This is a genomic window from Streptomyces boetiae (assembly GCF_031845405.1).
Classification (GTDB): domain Bacteria; phylum Actinomycetota; class Actinomycetes; order Streptomycetales; family Streptomycetaceae; genus Streptomyces; species Streptomyces boetiae.
Genome location: NZ_JAVREN010000045.1, coordinates 1 through 16,598 on the forward strand (window position 1 = coordinate 1; position 16,598 = coordinate 16,598).

Here is a 16,598-nt window from a genome sequence, read left to right on the forward strand (position 1 = left end):
GCCACACCACCCCCTCCCACCCAAGCCCCGGCTCCCTGATCCCGCAACCGGACGGCCCCTAGGGCAACGCGGGCGTGGGGTTCCCCTGGTGGGTGAAGGCGGCCCAGTACGGCAGCTCGTGCAGGTCGCCGCGGGCGGCCTCCCGGCGGAGGGCCGGATCGGTGAGGGTGGACGGGGGCTGCCGGCCGCGGTCGAGCATCCAGAGCTGGGCGGCGCGCAGGGCGTCGGCGGGGGCCAGGCCCCCGGCGGCGAGGTGGTGGTGGAAGACGGCCATCATCAGGGCCGTCGCCCCGTCGCGCGTGGACCAGCGGGAGCCGACGACGTCCGCCGCCCCGGCCGAGACCAGGGCCGTGGCCAGGGTCAGCGCCTCGTCGTGGTCCCCGGCGCTCAGGTCCGTCTCGCAGGCCCCGAGCACGACCAGCGGCCCGGCGCCCGCCGTCTGCCCGCCCGATCCCCCGGCGGGCGCGCGTCGCGCGGCGCGGTCCAGGATGCGCGCCACCGACAGCTCCTCCTCCCCGGCCAGGCTCAGCGCCGAACGCGTCGGGCTGGTGCCCGCGGAGGCGTGGCAGGAGAGGTGGAGGACGGCGGCGGGCCGGGCGTTCTCCCCGAGCGCGGCCAGCACCTCCTCGGGCGTGCCGGCCGCGTCGGGCTCGGCGTCGAGGAGTTCCCCGAAGCGCAGGGCGCCCGGATAGCACCCCGCGTGCAGGGCGTTGACCTCGATCGGGGACCAGACGAGGCTCAGCAGCGGATCGGCCAGCAGCACCTGCCGTTCCGCCACCGGCAGCCGGTCCCGGCGCGCCGCCCGCAGCAGCTCGCCGGCGGAGGGCGCGTAGCTGATCACTGCCTCCCGGCAGGCGTAACGGCCGCCCTGGCCGCCGTCGTCGGCCTCCGCGCCGCCCTCGCGCGCCGCGTGCCAGGGAACGACCCCCAGCAGGTGACTGGGCACGAGCACCACCCGGGGGAGCGCGCCGGGGCCGCCGCCCTCCCCCAGCATCCCGAGCACCGGCCCCATCGCCGCCGTCCAGGCCCAGGCGCACAGCTCCTCCAGCGCGCCGCGCCACGCCTCGTCCGCCGCCTCCCGCTCGGCGCGGTCCGCGCCGTCGCCGGCCGGCCGGGACCGCTCGGCCGCCGCCGCGAGGTAGCGCCGCAACGCGGGTGCGGCCAGGGCGAGTCCGGGCAGCCCGAGGGCGGTGGGCGGGGCGCCCGGGCGCAACAGCAGGGCGTGGCCCGGCTCTTGAGCACGCGGGCTCGGCACCAGGTACACCAGGGCGTCCACGCCGCAGGCCGCGAGGCCGTCCGCCACCTGGGCGGAGCCGGGCACGGTCAGCAGCGCGAGAGCCCCGGAGCCGGTGCCCGCACCCAGCGCCTTCAGGGCCCTGCGGCGCAGCGTGCTGGGCATCAGCGGGAGGGAGGGGTCGGCCTGCGTCCGCAGCAACGCCTCGGTCGCGTCCGGCCGCAGCAGGTCCAGGGGCTCGGTGGCGCGCCACTGGTCCGCCAACTCCCGGTGCCCGCGCTCCTCCAGTAGCTGCGGCACCTCCCGCGAGGCGGCGGCGGCCCGCAGGACCAGGGCCCGGCCCAGCTCCAGTGCCTCCAGGGCCTCGTGGCCGCGGCGCGCGGCCAGCGCCCAGTGGGCCATCTGCTGCGCGAGCATGGCGCCCTTCCGCGCGGTGGACAGGCCGTGCTCGGCGCCGAGTTGGAGGAGCACGTCGGCCGTCAGCTCGGCCAGGGCCTCCCGTCCGACGGCCAGCGCCGCGTCAAGGTCGGCCCGCGGACGCCCGGGCTCCTCGCGGGCGGTGAGCCGCGAGCGGGTCATGTGGGCGCGGGCCAGCTCGGCCAGCGCCTCCGGGTGAACGACCGAGTCCTCCCCGGCGGCTGCCAGTTCGCGCACCCGGCTCAGCTCGTCCACCGCCTGGTCCAGCCGCGCCCGGTCCCGCGTGCGCCCGGCGGCGGCGTGGAGGGCGGCGCCCAGTCCGTAGCGCAGCATCGACTCCTGCTGGTGCAGCAGCCCGGGGCTCTCCAGGGCACCGCGGGCCGCGGCGACCGCCTCGTCGAGCAGGACGGGGTCGGCGGAGTCCTCGCCTCCGGCCTGGGTCAGCACCAGCAGGCCCAGCGCCCGCGCCGACGCGAAGGAGGAGCCGAGCAGCGGCATCGGCTGTTCCTCCGCGAACGGCTCCCGCAGCAGGCGTGCGGCCCGCCGCAGCCGGTCGGGGTCGCCGCCGCGGTGGCCGAGGAAAAGGGAGGCCGAGCCCAGGAGTTGAGCGGTCACCGGGCGCAGCAGGTGGTCGGGCGGCAGCTGCTCGTGCAGCCGGCCCAGCTCATCCAGCCGTGCGGGGAGAGCGGACTCGTCCCCGTGGCGGAGCGCGAGCCGCAGCTCCTGGGCGGCCCGCAGGACCGCGAGGGCGATCCCCACGAACGACGCCGCGGGCACGGGGCCGCGGGGGTCGCGGTCGAGGTCGCTCTCCAGGGCGCGGAGCATCGCGACGGACGCGTCCTCGTCCTGGAGGCTGCCCACCATCGTCCCGGTCAGGCCGGGCAGGTTGTTGAGCATCAGCCGGAGGTACTGCGCCTCGCGGTTCTCCTCCGGCAACGAGCCGACCAGGTCGCGCAGTTGTTCCGCGACGCGTTCCAGCCCCTCGGGCTCGCCCTCGCGCGCCGCCCGCATCAGCTCCTCGAACAGCCCCGCGGTGTTCTCCAGTTCGGCCAGCGCGGACGCCAGGCCGGGCGGGACGCCCGGTCGGCCGTGCTGCCCCGGCGGCTCCTGCCCGGGGTCCGGGTGGGGCCCGAGGGCCGTCAGCATCGCCGTGAGCAGCGGGCGCAGCGGGGAGTCCGGGCGCAGGGCGCCCAGTTGCTCGTGGAGGGTGAGGGCGGTGGCGTGGGTGGCGTTGGCGCGCTCGGCCTCGTCCCGGGCGGTCTCGATCCAGGTGAGGAGGGCGGGCAGCATGCTCAGCTGATCCAGCGCGCTCGCGGGCCCGGCCACGGGCCCTGCGACGGTCCCGGCCGCCGCGGCGGGCTTCTCGGCCTCGGCCGGCCCCTCGGCCGTCGCCGGCTCCGCCACCACCGTCCGCGCCGCCCGGATCACCTCCTCGGAGAGGAAGGCGCCCGAGGGAGCGGCCGAGGCCAGGTCCCGCAGCGCGTCGAAGTGGGCCCTGCCGAAGCCGCCCTCGGTGAACCCGAAAGCGGCTGTCCCCAACAGCCGCCGGGCGCCCTCCAGTTGCTGCCGCAGGGCCGGCGGCAGGGGCGCGGCGAGGAGCCGGTCGATGACCTCACCGGACTCGGCCATCGTCGCGCGGGCGTCGCGGACGGCCTTCCCGCCGCCGCCGAACAGCATGGCGTCCGGGAGGACGTCGCCGCGCGCCCCACTCTGGCCGAACGTGCCCCCGAGGTCCTGCCACAGCAACGCCACCAGCGCGCTGCGGGCGCCCATCCCCACCGCGTCGTGGACGGGGAGGTGCCGGTCGGCCCAGCGCAGGCGCGACAGCGCGTCCTCGCGGTCGCCCGGGGCTCCGCCGTTCATCCGCCGCAGGCTCAGGAGCATCCCGAGCCGCGGAACGACCTGCCCGCGCCAGCTGTCGTCCTCGGGCAGCAGCCTCTCCAGGGTGGTCAGCTGCTCCACGAGGTCGTCCAGCTCCGGCCCGGGCGCGGCCCCCGACCCCGGCGGAAACCGGCTCACCACCTCGTCGGCCCGCCCCGCGACAGCACTCGCCCAGGCGTGCACCCCCGCGAGGCCCCCGCTCATCCGACTCCCCCTCCCACCCGGCCGACCCCACCGTCCCACGCCCCGACCGCCCGCACCGGGAACTACCTGCCCCCTCCCGGATTCCCCCCAACATCCCTCCGCCTTCCGCCCGCTCAGGCACTGGGCCGGTCGTCGCTGCCCCCCCTGGGCCAGGCCCGTTCGGTAGGCGATGACGACGAGTTGGGCGCGGTCCCGGGCGTCCAGTTTGGTCATGGCGCGCTGGACGTGGGCGCGGACGGTGAAGGGGCTGAGGTGCCTGCGTTCCGCGATCTCCTGTTTGGACAGGCCGGTCGCGACCAGGGCCACCATCTCGCGTTCGCGGGGGGTGAGGACGGCGAGGCGTTCGGGGCGGTGGGAGGGGGCGTCCGGTGTGGCCAGGAAGCGGGCGACCAGGGAGCGGGCCGCGGCGGGGGAGAGGAGGGTGTCGCCGGCGGCGATCGTGCGTACGGCGTCCAGCAGTTCCTCGGCGCCGATGCCCTTGCCGATGAAGCCGCCCGCCCCCGCGCGCAGCGCCTGGGCGACGTACTCGTCGGTCTCGTACGTGGTGAGGATCAGGATGCGGCTGGCCCGCAGCTCCGGGTCCGCGCAGATCCGGGAGGTGGCGGTGAGGCCGTCCACCCCGGGCATGCGGATGTCCATGAGGACCACGTCCGGGCGCAGTCGGCGGGTGAGACGCACCGCCTCCCCGCCGTCGGCGGCCTCGCCGACGACGGTGATGTCCTCGGCGCTGTCGAGCAGCAGCCGGAACGCGCCCCGCAGCAGGGCCTGATCGTCCGCGAGCAGCACCCTGAGCGTCACGGCGCCTTCTCCGCCTCGCCGTTGGGCTGCGGCGGCGTGGACTTGACGGACGGAAGGGGGAGTTGGGCGGTGACGAGGAAGCCGCCCTCGGGGCGTTCGCCCGCGGAGAGGTGCCCCCCGGCCGCGGTGGCGCGCTCGCGCATCCCGATCAGGCCGAAGCCGGGCGCACGGTCCGGCGCCGAGCGGGGGCCGGAGCCACAGCCGTCGTCGGCCACGGTGATGGTGACGCGGTCGCGGCCCCAGGCCAGGCGCACCCGGGCGTGGCCGGTGCGGGGGTGCTTGGTGACGATGGTGAGGGCCTCCTGGACGATGCGGTAGGCGGTGAGGTCGGCCCCGGGCGGCAGCGCTCTGGGCGCGCCCTCCCGCTCCACCGAGACCTCAAGTTCCGTGCGGCGGAAGGAGCCGAGGAGCGTGGGGAGTTGGGACAGCCCAGGCGCGGGGTCGGCGGGAGCTGGCGCGTCTCCCGACTGGCGCAGCAGGCCAACGGTGGCCCGCAGGTCGTCGAGCGCGTTGCTGGTGGTCTCGACCAACTCCTTCAGGCTCCGGCGGGTCTGCTCGGGGCGGGCGTCGAAGAGGTGGGCGTCGAAGAGGTGGGCGGCGACCGTGGCCTGGGCGTTCGCCAGGGTGATCTGGTGGGCGACGAGGTCGTGGAGCTCGCGGGCGATGCGCACGCGTTCCTCGGCCACGCGCCGGCGCGCCTCGCTGTCCCTGGTCTCCTCGGCCCGCCGCGCCCGTTCCTCCACGGCCGCCAGGTAGGCCCGCCGGTTGCGCGTCGAGCGACCGAGCACGCCCGCCACCAGCGGGAACGCAGCCACCGAGCCCATCCTGCTCGCGTCCTGCCACGACAGGTGCTCGAACCAGGGCGTGGCGGCGAGCAACAGCGCCGCGGAGGCGAACGACACCACGGCCGCGGCCTGCCGTTCCGTGCGGGCGTGGAGGGCGTACGCGTAGGCGGCGATCACGGCCGGGGCGACGACGGGCGGGCTCAGCAGGAGGCCGAGGGGCGGCACCAGCAGGACGCGGGGTGCCTGGCATCAGAATCCGGAGGGCGGGGGTGCTGCGAGCGGCGCCGCGGCTGCTGTCGGCACTGGCGCGGGACCAGTTGAGCCTATGCCGGCAGCGCGGAAGACCTCGCCGCCCCGCTCCCGCCCCTATCCCGGGCGGCGAGGCCATCGCCTTCCGTCGGAGCCATTGCCCGAGGCTGTGGAGGCCGCGAACCCATCCCGCTGCAGGTCGATGAACTGGCACTATGTAGTTCATTGCATATATCGTTGAGTGCATGGCAGAGCGGTATGTGATCGAGGTCGAGCCCGAGGTGCGGGATTGGCTGGAACTGCTCCCGTTCCGTCTCTACCGTCGTGTCGAGGACAAGGCGGACCGACTTCTGGCCGAGCCCACCACGCTCGGTGAGCCGTACTCGCGGCACCTGGGCGGCAAGCTGCGTGAACTGCGGATGGCGCTTGACGGCGATGCCGTCCGGATCACCTATTGGCTCGCCCGGGCCGGCGGATCGTGCTGCTTACCGTTTTCCGCAAGATCAGGACGCATGAAGCCGCAGAGATCGAACGATCTCACCAGGCCCAGAAAGCCTGCGGGGCCGAGCATGGCCCGGCTCAGCACACCTACGACCGCGTCAAGGAGGCGTGATGAACCACAGCCAGTGGAAGACGCGACGCACCAAGCAGCTTCTTGGTGAAACCGTGGAGCACGACCAGGAGTACATCGACGCCCGCCTCGCCGGCGACCTCGGTCAGGCGATCTACGACCGCCGCGTTGGACTTGGCCTTTCCCAGACCGAGCTGGCCGAGCGCGCGGCCATGACGCAGCCGCAGATCTCGCGCATCGAGGGCGGAGACACCGTGCCGACACTGCCGCTGCTGCGCCGCCTCGCCAAGGCCCTGGACGGCTCACTGAACGTGGCAATCACAGCAGAGGACTCCCGCGTCACTTTCACCCCGCGCGCGGCCTGAACATCGCACTCACCGACTCGTCCATAGACAAGCTCCAGGTCGCTGACCTGCAGCTTTGCCGTGGAGCGGGCGACGAGAATCGAACTCGCGCTTTGAGCTTGGAATCACCGGGCCTCACGGCCTGGATCGGCAGCCTGACCTGCGTAAACACCGGGCCTACTGGCACGCGCCCGGCACGACGCGGCGGCTGGAGGGCTTTCACCCAGGGAGTCGATCCGTTTGACCGGACCGGAAAGGGGACGCATACTCGACGTATGACAGATGTCGTACAGGGTGGGGTGCGAGGGGTGGTGACCACGGACATGGCCGCATCGGTCAAGGAACACAGGCGCGGAAAGCTGGCCCAGGTCCGCCTGCAGGCCGACGAGGTGGAAGCCCTGCATCAGGCGATGGTGACGCTGAATCTCGGTTCGACGTCCGACGCCCTCCGCGAAGGGTTGCACCTTCTTGTGCGGGAAGCCGCCGAAGCCGGGGCGGCCGAGGAGATCCGGGCCTACTACCAGGGGCGGCCGGCGCCGCTGCCGGACGGCGCAGCCCTCCCGCCGAGCGAGGACGAGCTGCGGACGGCCGACGAGATGCGGTGGTGACTGCGGGCACGCCCTTGCGCGGAGAGGTCTGGGGATGTGCCCTGCCCCAGCCGCTCGGCCCGCACCCAGTGGTTGTTCTCACGGTCAATCGCATCGCCGAGCCACTGTCCTCGGTAACGGTCGCGCTGATCACGGGAACCGCGGGCCCGCGGGCCACGCACATCCCGGTCGGCCCCGACTCCGGCCTGACCAAGTACGCCGAGTCCTACGTGAACTGCGCCGACCTCCACACGGTCGCGAAGGCGCGACTGCGCAAGCGATTGGGTCTCTTGGCCCCGGGCGAACTCCGCGGGGTTGAGATCGCGATCCGCGTCATCCTCGGCCTCCAGCGCTGACCCCCGCATCGGTCCTGCGCTTGCCAGGCCCTGAGGCCAGAGCACGGGGTCTGCGGTAGCGGGAAGACGTTCGGCGTGCAGCCCCCAAAAGTGCGGTCGGGTTCCAGTCGGGCCTCGCCCCAGTGGATGACGTGGATGCCGTCCTCCGGGTCGGCTGTGAAGAATCCGCTGAGTGAGCGACTCTGTCGGGGATCTTGGGATTCTGGAGTCGGTCAGGGTGGGTGTCCGGCAGGCTTGGGCCCTGCAGGTAGTTGGTTGATGGTCAGCCCCAGGGATCTTGATGTCCGTTCGTCCCTGCCCTGGCGGGGATGTCCCGCCGCTCACGGCGCGCATGGCCCGCCCGAGTAATCCGTCGGGCACCACCGCGATGTGGGTGCGTGACCACTTGGACGGGTTATGGCGGGATGAGGACTTCGTCTCCTGGTACCCGCGTGACGGCCGCCCGGGGCTGTCGCCGGCGCGGCTGGCCACTGTGTGCGTGCTGCAGTTCCTGCTCAACTTGTCGGACCGGCAGGCGGCGGAGGCGGTGCGCTGCCGCATCGACTTCAAGTACGCGCTGGGCATGGAACTGGACGACCCGGGATTCCATCACAGTGTCCTGACCGACTTCCGCGACCGGCTGGCCGGGAACGACCGTGCCGATCGTCTGCTCGATCTGTCGCTGGACCGCATGCGGGCGGCCGGCCTGCTTGAGGGAACGCGGGCGTCAGCGTACCGATTCGACGCAGGTCCGTGCCGCCGCACGCGAGCTCACGCGCCTTGAGATGGTCACCGAAGCAGTCCGGGCGGCTCTGGAAGAGCTCGCCCGCGATGCTCCGCATCTGCTGGAAGGACTCATCGACGAGGACTGGGCCGGCCGCTACGGGCGTCCGGTGCGGCTGGGCGGGCAGCCCGGCAGCCCGACCACCCGCCTGAAGCAGGCGGGCACCGATGCCCTGCACCTGCTCACCCGTCTGGCGGGCCGGTCGCGCGGACCGCGCGCAGAGGCATTGCGACGCATCTTCCCGGTTCGCCCGCCGGGGTGACACCCGGTGGGCCGGACACCTGGTCCATGTCACAGAAACCTGCGACGAGGACACCGCAAACCTGATCACGGATGTCGCCACTACCCCTCCGACCAGGGACAGCACCGCCCTAGCTGGCATCCACGACCGCCTGGAGAGGCGAGGGCTGCTGCCCGCCGAGCCCCTGGCGGACGGTGGCTACATGTCCGTCACCCTGATCGACCAGGCTGCCCGACGCGACGTCGCCCTCATCGGCCCCCGTCAAGGCCGGCGGATCACGGCAGGACCAGGACCAGGCCGGCTTCTCCCGCGACGACTTCACCATCGACTTCGACCAGCGCCGGGTGACCTGCCCGGGAGGCGAGACCAGCACCACCTGGATCGAGGCGCCCTCCCAGGCCCCTTACACCATGGTCAAATTCGCCTCATACCAGTGCAACCCCTGCCGCGAACGGAGCCAGTGCACCCGGTCCAAGCAAGGAAGAACCGTCTACTTCCTGCCCCGACACCTGCACGAACTCCAGGCTCACAACCGTTCCCAGCAGCAGGACGCCCACTGGCTGCGCCTTTACGGCTCACGCGCAGGAGTCGAAGGAACCATGAGCGAACTCGTCAACGGACACAGCGTCCGGCGCTGCCGCTACCAAGGCCTGGCCAAGACGCATGTCCAGCACACGCTCACCGCGATCGCCATCAACGTTGAACGCCTCGCCGCCGCCCACCAGTCACCCGGCGGCCACGCACGCCTCCGCGACCGCATTCCAGAACACAGCCTCCCCATCCCACGCTGGTGGCGCCGAGACAACTGACTCCTCGATCCCAAGATCCCCGACAGAGTCGCTCATTATATGAGATACCTATCGAACTTGCAGGTAACTGCGCCCTCGGCGTGCCGTTCGGGGAGTGCCTCGAGGACTCAGGTGGTGCGCAAGTGGTGCGAGGTGCTTGAAGGGGACCAGACAACAAACAAGCCCCAGGCCGCTGACCTGGAGCTTTGTCGTGGAGCGGGCGACGAGAATCGAACTCGCGCTCTGAGCTTGGGAAGCTCATGTTCTACCATTAAACTACGCCCGCGCGGGCGGCCGGGGGGCCGCCTCGTTCGCGTATACCTTACCGCATTGGCCGGAGTGCCGGGAGGAGCGGGCGCGGGCTGTCCCCTAGGGTGGGCGGGCGTTGGTGTCCGGAGTCGGGGAGAGGGAAGCGTTGCAGGTCACCGTGGTCCGCTGTGCCGAGGGGCACGTGTTCAGCACGACGAAGTTTCCGATGCAGCAGCTGCGGCCGGACCGGATCGGGCCGGGGCGGTTGCTGCGGTGTCCGCGGTGCGCGCGGTTGAGGAGCGCGGTGCCGGTGGAGGGGGCCCAGGTCAGCTGAAGCGCTGGCGCGGGGAGCCGTCGCAGGGGCGCAGGGTCAGGGGTGCCGCCGGTGAGGCGAGGGTGGCGCAACGGCCGGGGTCGGCCGTCGGGGTCAGGGTGCCGGCGGTCGTGAGGGTGAAGCGCTGGGAGGCGCGGCCGGTGCAGTTGGCGACCGTGACGGCCTCGCCGGAGGCGGTCAGGCAGCGGTCGTGGGTGAGTTCGGTGTAGACGGTGCCCAACCGCGGCTCGCGCCACCAGCCTTGGTTGCGGCGTTCGTCGCAGCGGGCGCCGGACACGGCCGTTCCGTCGCGGGTGGCGTCGCCCGGGAGGGCGAGGCAGGTGCCGGTGGCGGCGTTGCGCAGGGGCGCGAAGCTGTCGTCCCAGGCGCCCGGGTAGAGGCGGATCGCGCCCGTGCCCGTGGGGTCGGCGCAGGAGGCCTCGGACAGGCCCGAGGCGTCGAGCCGGGTGAGGCAGGCCGCGAAGGCGGTGTGGCCGCGGTAGTTGGGGTGGAAGGACTGGCGGACCGAATTGGAGTCCGGCGGGAAGGGGTTGAGCAGGTCGACCGTCAGGCCCGCGACCCAGGTGTCCTCCATGCAGACCTCGTGGCCGTGGAAGAGGCGGGAGGCGTCGAGGTAGGTGGCGCCGGTGTTGCGCGCCGCGTCGCGGATGCCCTCCTGGAACGCCGGGACCGCGGCGTTGCGCCCCCAGGCCGCGTCCGAGGTGTGGCCGGTGCAGCCCCCGGCGAGCTGGCCGGGGAAGCGCGGGTTGTCGCGGAAGTCGGGGCCGATGGGGCTGGGGTAGGACATCAGGACCAGGTTGTAGGAGCCGTCGGCGTAGCCGGCCTCGCGCATCACGGCGCGGACGTCCCCGACGGTGGCCTCGACACGCGGGCGCAGGGCGTCGACGCGGGCCTGCCAGCCGGGGGCGTAGTCGCCGGCGCACGGGCCCTCCCAGAAGAGGAACCAGCCCAGGACGCAGTCGGTCATCACCGAGGAGAACTGGAGGTCGTCGTTGGCGCCGACGACCAGCAGGACGGTGTCCAGGCGGGTGTTGCGGGCGGCGATGGCCAGGCGGTCGCTCTGGAGCAGCTCGTCCGCGTACTGCGGGGCGCCGTCGCGCAGGATGTTGCGGGTGGCGGCGCCGGAGCAGGCCGCGTTGTAGGTGACCTCGGCGGGGATGCCGGTGCGGTGGATCGCCGCGTCCGGGGAGCGGTGGCACCAGTTGTCGGGGCCGTCGGTGGGGGGCTCATAGGTGCCGATGCCCTCGCCGGAGATCTCGCTGTCGCCCAGGGAGATGATGCCGGTGCGCCGGTCGGCGAGGGGGCGGACGGCGGGGTCGCCGTACAGCTCGGCCGCCTCGGCGGCGCGGATGGCCTCCAGGCCGGCGGGCAGCGGCGCGGGGCCGGGGCTGCCGGACGCCGGGGTCGGCCCGAGGGCCAGCAGGCCGGCGAGGAGGGAGAACGCGGCGAGCAGCAGGGCCGCGGCTCTGGCCTGGGGGCGCATGGGGACTCCGGAGGGGCGGGGGCGGGTACCCCCGGGTTCTACTCCGGGTCCGGGGCCCGGGGAACGCCCCGGGCACGCAACGCTCTCAGATCTGAGTGCGGTGGAAGTTCAGATACGAACGCGAGGGCGTGGGTCCGCGCTGGTGCTGGTAACGCGAGCCGACGCCGTTCGTCCCGTAGGGGCGCTCGGCCGGGGAGCTGAGGCGGAAGAGGCAGAGCTGGCCGATCTTCATCCCGGGCCAGAGCTTGATGGGGAGGGTGGCCACGTTGGACAGCTCCAGCGTGACGTGGCCGGAGAAGCCGGGGTCGATGAACCCGGCCGTGGAGTGGGTGAGCAGGCCCAGGCGGCCCAGGGAGCTCTTGCCCTCCAGGCGGGAGGCGAGGTCGTCGGGGAGGGTGATGACCTCGTAGGTGGAGGCCAGGACGAACTCGCCGGGGTGGAGGATGAACGGCTCCTCGCCGTGCGGCTCGATGGTGCGGGTGAGGTCGGGCTGCTCGACCGCGGGGTCGATGTGCGGGTAGCGGTGGTTCTCGAAGACGCGGAAGTAACGGTCCAGGCGCACGTCGATGCTCGACGGCTGGACCATCGTGGGATCGTAGGGCTCGATCCGCACCCGGCCGGCGTCGACCTCCGTGCGGATGTCCTTGTCCGAGAGAAGCACGTGCCGAGGTTACCGGAGGGGCGGGGGTCGCCCGCCGGGGCGGTGGCCCAACGGCCGTGGCGGGGCGCGGTGGGGCAACGGCCGGGGTGGCGCGTGGCGGGGCAACGGGCGCGGTGACGGGCGCGGGGCAACGGCCCGGGTGGACCCGCGGTGGGGCAACGCCCGGGGCGGCGCGCCGGAGACGTCCGCGGCGGCCGTTGCCCCGGGCGTTACAGCGTGCCGAGCTTGATGAGCATCAGCAGCGCCAGGAGCTGGATGCCCGAGGCGGCCAGGGCGCGCGGCCAGGGGATCTCGTGGGAGCGGCTGACCATCAGGGTGAACAGCACACCCGCGTACAGCCACGTCGCCCAGCCCAGGACCTGGACCGCCGGGGAGGCGCCGCCGAGGAAGATGGCCAGGGCCAGGCGGGGCACGTCCGTCAGGGTCATGATCAGCATCGCCAGGCCGGCGGTGGGGGCCCAGTGGCCGTTGCCGCCGAACTGCCGGGCGAGGTTGTGGGTGACCGTGGACAGGACGAGGGCGCCCAGGACCATGGCGACGCCGGTCACCAGGAGGTAGGGGGCCAGGGTGGAGGCCGTGCTCTCCAGGATGGACTCGCGGGCCTCGTCGAGCCCGAAGACGGCGACCAGGCCGTAGAGGAAGGTGACGATCAGCGCGGGCGCCCAGACGGGGTAGTCCCGCATGTGCCAGAAGGTGGCGACCGGGCGCAGGAGGATGCCGCTCAGCAGGCGCCGCCAGGGCAGGGGCGGGGCGGCCGGGCCCGGGTCGGGGGGCCCGCCGGCGGCCGGACCGTCGGGGCCGGGGTAGGGGCCGGGGCCCGGCTGGGGGAGCGTGGGGCCGGGGTCGTAGCCGCCGGGCGCCCCGCCGGGGCCGCCGTACCCCGGGCCGCCGTAGCCGGGACCGCCGCCGGAGGGACCCTGGCCGTACTGTCCGGGATGCCCCGGATGCCCGTACGGGTCGGGCTGCGCCGGGGGGCGGCCGTAAGGGTCCTGGTGCCCGTACGGGCCGGGCCCGTAGGGGTCCGGCCCGTACGCGCCCCGCCGGGCCTGGTAGCCCTGCGGCCCCTGCGGGTGGGGCGCCTGCGGAAAGGTGGGGTCCTGCTCGTCTCTGAAACCGGCCACGCCTATGAACGTACCGCCTCGGGCTCCTCCACAGGAGTCTCGGGCGCCTTCGTGACGGAGTCGAGGAGAAGCTGGGCCACGTCCACGACCTTCAGGTCCTCCTTGGCCTTGCCGTCGTTCTTCTTGCCGTTGATGGAGTCGGAGAGCATCACCAGGCAGAAGGGGCAGGCGGTGGAGACGATGTCGGGGTTCAGCGAGAGGGCCTCGTCCACGCGCTCCTCGTTGATCCGCTTGCCGATCCGCTCCTCCATCCACATGCGCGCGCCGCCGGCGCCGCAGCAGAAGCCGCGCTCCTTGTGCCGGTGCATCTCCTCGTTCCGCAGGCCGGGGACGCGGCCGATGATCTCGCGGGGCGGGGTGTAGACCTTGTTGTGGCGGCCCAGGTAGCACGGGTCGTGGTAGGTGATCAGGCCCTCGACCGGGGTGACGGGGATCAGCTTGCCCTCGTCGATCAGGTTCTGGAGCAGCTGGGTGTGGTGGATGACCTCGTAGGTGCCGCCGAGCTGCGGGTACTCGTTGGCGAGCGTGTTGAAGCAGTGCGGGCAGGTGGCGACGATCTTCTTGGCGGACAGCTCGTTCAGCGCCTCGACATTCTGCTGGCCGAGCTGCTGGAAGAGGAACTCATTCCCCAGGCGGCGCGCGGAGTCGCCGGTGCAGGACTCGTCGCCGCCCATGATCGCGAAGCGGACGCCCGCGATGTGCAGCAGCTCGGCGAACGCCTTGGTGGTCTTCTTGGCGCGGTCCTCCAGGGCGCCGGCGCAGCCGACCCAGTAGAGGTAGTCCACGTCCGCGAGGGACTCGACGTCCTGGCCGACGATCGGAACCTCGAAGTCGACCTCCTTGGTCCACTCCAGGCGCTTCTTCTTGGCCAGGCCCCAGGGGTTGCCCTTGCGCTCCAGGTTCTTCAGCATCGTGCCGGCCTCGCTGGGGAAGGACGACTCGATCATGACCTGGTAGCGCCGCATGTCCACGATGTGGTCGACGTGCTCGATGTCCACCGGGCACTGCTCGACGCAGGCGCCGCAGGTGGTGCAGGACCACAGGACGTCGGGGTCGATGACGCCGTTCTCCTCGGCGGTGCCGATCAGCGGGCGTTCCACGGTCTCGCCGGCCAGCAGGTAGGGCGCGGAGGCGTGCGCGTGGTCGCGCAGGGACATGATCAGCAGCTTCGGGGACAGCGGCTTGCCGGTGTTCCAGGCGGGGCACTGGGACTGGCAGCGCCCGCACTCGGTGCAGGTGGTGAAGTCGAGCAGGCCCTTCCAGGAGAAGTGCTCGATCTGCGAGACGCCGAACTGGTCGTCCTCGCCCGGGTCCTCGAAGTTGACCGGCTTGCCGCCGGAGGTCATCGGCAGCAGCGCGCCCAGCGAGGTGGCGCCGTCGGCGTTCCGCTTCAGCCAGATGTTGGGGAAGCCGAGGAGGCGGTGCCAGGCCACGCCCATGTCGATGTTCAGGCCGATGGTGATCGCCCAGATCATGGTGGTGCCGAGCTTGATCAGGGCGACGAGGTAGATCAGGTTCTGGAGCGTGGAGTGGTCGAGCCCCTCGAACGCCTGGACCAGCGGGTAGGAGACGAAGAAGCCGGGCTCGTAGGAGTCCACGTGGTGGATGGCGCCTTCGAGGCCGCGCAGGGTCAGGATCGCCGCGCCGATGGTGAGGATCACGTACTCGACGAAGTACGCCTGCCAGGAGGTGGAGCCCGCGAAGCGGGACTTCCGGCCGGCCCGGCGGGGGACGCTGAGCTGGCGGATGACGATCAGCGTCAGGATGCCGGCCGTGGTGGCCGCGGCGATGAACTCCACGTACATCTCGTAGGGCACGAACTCGCCGAGCACCGGGAGGATCCACTCGGCGTCGAAGAGCTGGCCGTACGCCTGGAGGATCGTGCCGCCCAGCGTGAAGAAGCCGATGGCCACGAACCAGTGCGCGATGCCGACCACGCCCCACCGGTTCATCCGGGTGTGCCCGAAGAACTCCCTGGCCAGGGTCCGCGTGCGCTGCCCCGGGGAATCGGTGCGGGTGCCCTCGGGGAGGGGCTGACCCAGCCGCAGGAAGCGGATCAGCTGGAAGGCCGCCCGGCTGAACAGCGCGATGGCGACCGCGGTGAGCACCAGCGTGATGACGATCGCGGCGAGTTGCATGTCGGCTCCTCGGGCCAGAGGGCAGAGGCGTACATAGGCTGGACAAGGGCTTGCAAGATAGCCCAGCGCCATCTTACTTGTCAGTAACTTGAGGTGCTACCGCGCGTGCGTGTGGCGTACGCCCTGTTTTCAGGTGAGCGATTGTGCACCCGCCCAGCTCCCCGCGGGGGCCGCCGATTGGCGCCTGGTGCCTGTCCCCGTTCGGAGGAAGGCGTCGGCACATCGTGAGATATCGGTAAAAACGCTCTAGATCCCCCGCAGGATGGCCCGAAAGCCGGGACGAGCGAGGCGGAAGGGCGGTGGGCTGCGGTGGCGGTCCAGATGACGCGCGGCCAGAAGGTCCTGTGGTGGGTGCTGCTGGCCCTGGGCATCCTCCTGGCCATCGTGGCCGGTACCGCGCTGTGGGCGTACCGGTCGCTGGAGGGGAACATCCGCACCGACCACGCCGCCGCCCGGGAGCTGCGGGAGCGGGAGGCGCAGCGGCCCCGGGCGGGCGGCGGGGGGAAGGACGGGCGCAACGTCCTCGTCATCGGCCACGACGCGGGCTCGGGCACGGGGAACGCCCGCTCCGACACCGTTCTCCTGCTGCACGTGTCCGCGGACGGGCGCCGGGCGGAGGCGGTGCACGTGCCGCGGGACATCGTCGTGGACATCCCGGCCTGCGGGCCGGAGAAGGAAGGGGAAGGGCAAGGCGAAGGGCAAGGCGAAGGGGAAGGGCAGCCGGAGGAGGGGCGGCGGGCGCAGTTCAACTGGGCGTTCCAGTGGGGCGGCGCGGCCTGCACGGTCCGGACGTTCGAGGCCCTGTCCGGGGTGCGGGTGGATCACCACCTGGTCCTCGGCTTCGAGGGCTTTGCCGAGGTGGTCGACGCGGTCGGCGGCGTGGAGGTGGAGCTGGACCGCGCGGAGCACGACCCGAACGTCGGGCACAGCCTCCCGGCCGGGCGCCACCTGCTGGACGGCGAGGAGGCGCTGGCCTACGTCCGCGCCCGGGTCCACGTCGGGGACGGCAGCGACCTCAACCGGCTCAGCCGCCAGCAGGAATTCCTGGCCCTGCTCTACGACCGGATCACCGAGCGCGGCACGGTGACGAACCCGGCCCGGCTCTACCCCGTGCTGCGGGCCGTGACCTCGGCCCTGACCGCCGACCCCGGGCTGGACTCGCTGGACGAGCTGCGGGGGCTGGCCGAGGACCTGCGGGCGGTGCCGGAGGGCGGGCTGTCGTTCCGCACCCTGCCGACGCTGCCGCACCCGACCGAGCCGGACCGCCTGACCCTGGACGCCGCGGCGGCCGGCCGCGTCTTCGCCGCCCTGATCGCGGACCGTCCCCTGCCGCGCGAGCCCTGACGGGCGCGCCGCGCGCGCCGGCCGCCCCGGTCCGCCCGGACGAGATGCGG

The 16,598-nt window shown here is 72.8% G+C and carries 13 protein-coding genes, 1 tRNA gene and 3 pseudogenes; 8 read left to right on the forward strand and 9 right to left on the reverse strand.

Annotation, left to right across the window (positions count from 1 at the left end; all coding sequences use genetic code 11):
- Window positions 1–58 precede the first annotated feature (58 nt).
- From RM780_RS22585 to RM780_RS22595, 3 genes and pseudogenes are all read right to left on the reverse strand, one after another.
- Window positions 59–3,736, reverse strand: a complete 3,678-nt coding sequence (locus tag RM780_RS22585) for a CHAT domain-containing protein (protein WP_311632718.1) — start codon at window positions 3,734–3,736, stop codon at window positions 59–61.
- Between the two features lie 144 nt (window positions 3,737–3,880).
- Window positions 3,881–4,534 (reverse strand): annotated as a pseudogene (locus tag RM780_RS22590) (response regulator transcription factor); the annotation flags it as partial.
- Window positions 4,531–5,550: pseudogene (locus RM780_RS22595) on the reverse strand (sensor histidine kinase); the annotation flags it as partial. The pseudogenes RM780_RS22595 and RM780_RS22590, both read right to left, overlap by 4 nt.
- Window positions 5,551–5,813: 263 nt before the next feature.
- Here RM780_RS22595 and RM780_RS22600 point away from each other — a divergent pair.
- The 6 genes and pseudogenes from RM780_RS22600 to RM780_RS22625 all read left to right on the forward strand — a co-directional run bounded on the left by RM780_RS22600 (window position 5,814) and on the right by RM780_RS22625 (window position 8,451).
- Window positions 5,814–6,181: pseudogene (locus tag RM780_RS22600) on the forward strand (type II toxin-antitoxin system RelE/ParE family toxin).
- On the forward strand, window positions 6,181–6,504 hold the full coding sequence (locus RM780_RS22605; RefSeq protein WP_311632689.1) for a helix-turn-helix domain-containing protein: 324 nt from the start codon (window positions 6,181–6,183) through the stop codon (window positions 6,502–6,504). The pseudogene RM780_RS22600 and the gene RM780_RS22605 overlap by 1 nt, the downstream one beginning before the upstream one ends.
- A 287-nt stretch (window positions 6,505–6,791) precedes the next feature.
- Window positions 6,792–7,091: a hypothetical protein gene (locus RM780_RS22610; protein ID WP_311632690.1), complete on the forward strand. Its 300-nt coding sequence runs from the start codon at window positions 6,792–6,794 to the stop codon at window positions 7,089–7,091.
- Entirely contained in the window at window positions 7,088–7,426 is a 339-nt protein-coding gene (locus RM780_RS22615) for a type II toxin-antitoxin system PemK/MazF family toxin (RefSeq protein WP_311632691.1), read from the forward strand. Before RM780_RS22610 ends, RM780_RS22615 begins: the two co-directional genes overlap by 4 nt.
- Before the next feature lie 367 nt (window positions 7,427–7,793).
- A complete protein-coding gene (locus RM780_RS22620) occupies window positions 7,794–8,189 on the forward strand; it encodes a transposase (protein ID WP_311632719.1) in 396 nt (131 codons plus the stop codon).
- Window position 8,190: 1 nt separating this feature from the next.
- Window positions 8,191–8,451: a hypothetical protein gene (locus tag RM780_RS22625; RefSeq protein ID WP_311632692.1), complete on the forward strand. Its 261-nt coding sequence runs from the start codon at window positions 8,191–8,193 to the stop codon at window positions 8,449–8,451.
- Between the two features lie 109 nt (window positions 8,452–8,560).
- On the opposite strand, the gene RM780_RS22630 is transcribed toward RM780_RS22625, so the two are convergent.
- Window positions 8,561–8,806, reverse strand: a complete 246-nt coding sequence (locus RM780_RS22630) for a hypothetical protein (protein ID WP_311632721.1) — start codon at window positions 8,804–8,806, stop codon at window positions 8,561–8,563.
- Here RM780_RS22630 and RM780_RS22635 point away from each other — a divergent pair.
- On the forward strand, window positions 8,775–9,239 hold the full coding sequence (locus RM780_RS22635) for a transposase (RefSeq protein WP_311632693.1): 465 nt from the start codon (window positions 8,775–8,777) through the stop codon (window positions 9,237–9,239). The genes RM780_RS22630 and RM780_RS22635 overlap by 32 nt on opposite strands.
- A 191-nt stretch (window positions 9,240–9,430) precedes the next feature.
- Here the strand turns inward: RM780_RS22635 and RM780_RS22640 are convergent.
- From RM780_RS22640 to RM780_RS22660, 5 genes are all read right to left on the reverse strand, one after another.
- A tRNA-Gly gene (locus tag RM780_RS22640) sits at window positions 9,431–9,504 on the reverse strand.
- Between the two features lie 289 nt (window positions 9,505–9,793).
- Window positions 9,794–11,284, reverse strand: a complete 1,491-nt coding sequence (locus RM780_RS22645) for a ricin-type beta-trefoil lectin domain protein (protein WP_311632694.1) — start codon at window positions 11,282–11,284, stop codon at window positions 9,794–9,796.
- Between the two features lie 85 nt (window positions 11,285–11,369).
- Window positions 11,370–11,945: a dCTP deaminase gene (dcd, locus tag RM780_RS22650; protein WP_311632695.1), complete on the reverse strand. Its 576-nt coding sequence runs from the start codon at window positions 11,943–11,945 to the stop codon at window positions 11,370–11,372.
- Window positions 11,946–12,154: 209 nt separating this feature from the next.
- The gene (locus RM780_RS22655; protein ID WP_311632696.1) at window positions 12,155–13,066 is read right to left on the reverse strand and encodes a Yip1 family protein; all 912 of its coding nucleotides are present in this window, start codon (window positions 13,064–13,066) and stop codon (window positions 12,155–12,157) included.
- A 2-nt stretch (window positions 13,067–13,068) separates the two neighbouring features.
- Window positions 13,069–15,204, reverse strand: coding sequence for a (Fe-S)-binding protein (locus RM780_RS22660; protein WP_311632697.1), 2,136 nt, complete (start codon window positions 15,202–15,204; stop codon window positions 13,069–13,071).
- A 321-nt stretch (window positions 15,205–15,525) separates the two neighbouring features.
- Between RM780_RS22660 and RM780_RS22665 the strand changes: the two genes are divergently transcribed.
- Window positions 15,526–16,548, forward strand: a complete 1,023-nt coding sequence (locus RM780_RS22665) for an LCP family protein (protein WP_311632698.1) — start codon at window positions 15,526–15,528, stop codon at window positions 16,546–16,548.
- The last annotated feature ends 50 nt before the right edge of the window (window positions 16,549–16,598 follow it).

What these genes read in the sequence shown, in the direction of transcription:
- RM780_RS22585 (WP_311632718.1), bottom strand. Translation starts at nt 3,736, where the DNA reads ATGAGCGGGGGCCTCGCGGGGGTGCACGCCTGGGCGAGTGCTGTCGCG.
- RM780_RS22605 (WP_311632689.1), top strand. Translation starts at nt 6,181, where the DNA reads ATGAACCACAGCCAGTGGAAGACGCGACGCACCAAGCAGCTTCTTGGT.
- RM780_RS22620 (WP_311632719.1), top strand. Translation starts at nt 7,794, where the DNA reads ATGTGGGTGCGTGACCACTTGGACGGGTTATGGCGGGATGAGGACTTC.
- RM780_RS22625 (WP_311632692.1), top strand. Translation starts at nt 8,191, where the DNA reads ATGGTCACCGAAGCAGTCCGGGCGGCTCTGGAAGAGCTCGCCCGCGAT.
- RM780_RS22645 (WP_311632694.1), bottom strand. Translation starts at nt 11,284, where the DNA reads ATGCGCCCCCAGGCCAGAGCCGCGGCCCTGCTGCTCGCCGCGTTCTCC.
- RM780_RS22660 (WP_311632697.1), bottom strand. Translation starts at nt 15,204, where the DNA reads ATGCAACTCGCCGCGATCGTCATCACGCTGGTGCTCACCGCGGTCGCC.
- RM780_RS22665 (WP_311632698.1), top strand. Translation starts at nt 15,526, where the DNA reads ATGACGCGCGGCCAGAAGGTCCTGTGGTGGGTGCTGCTGGCCCTGGGC.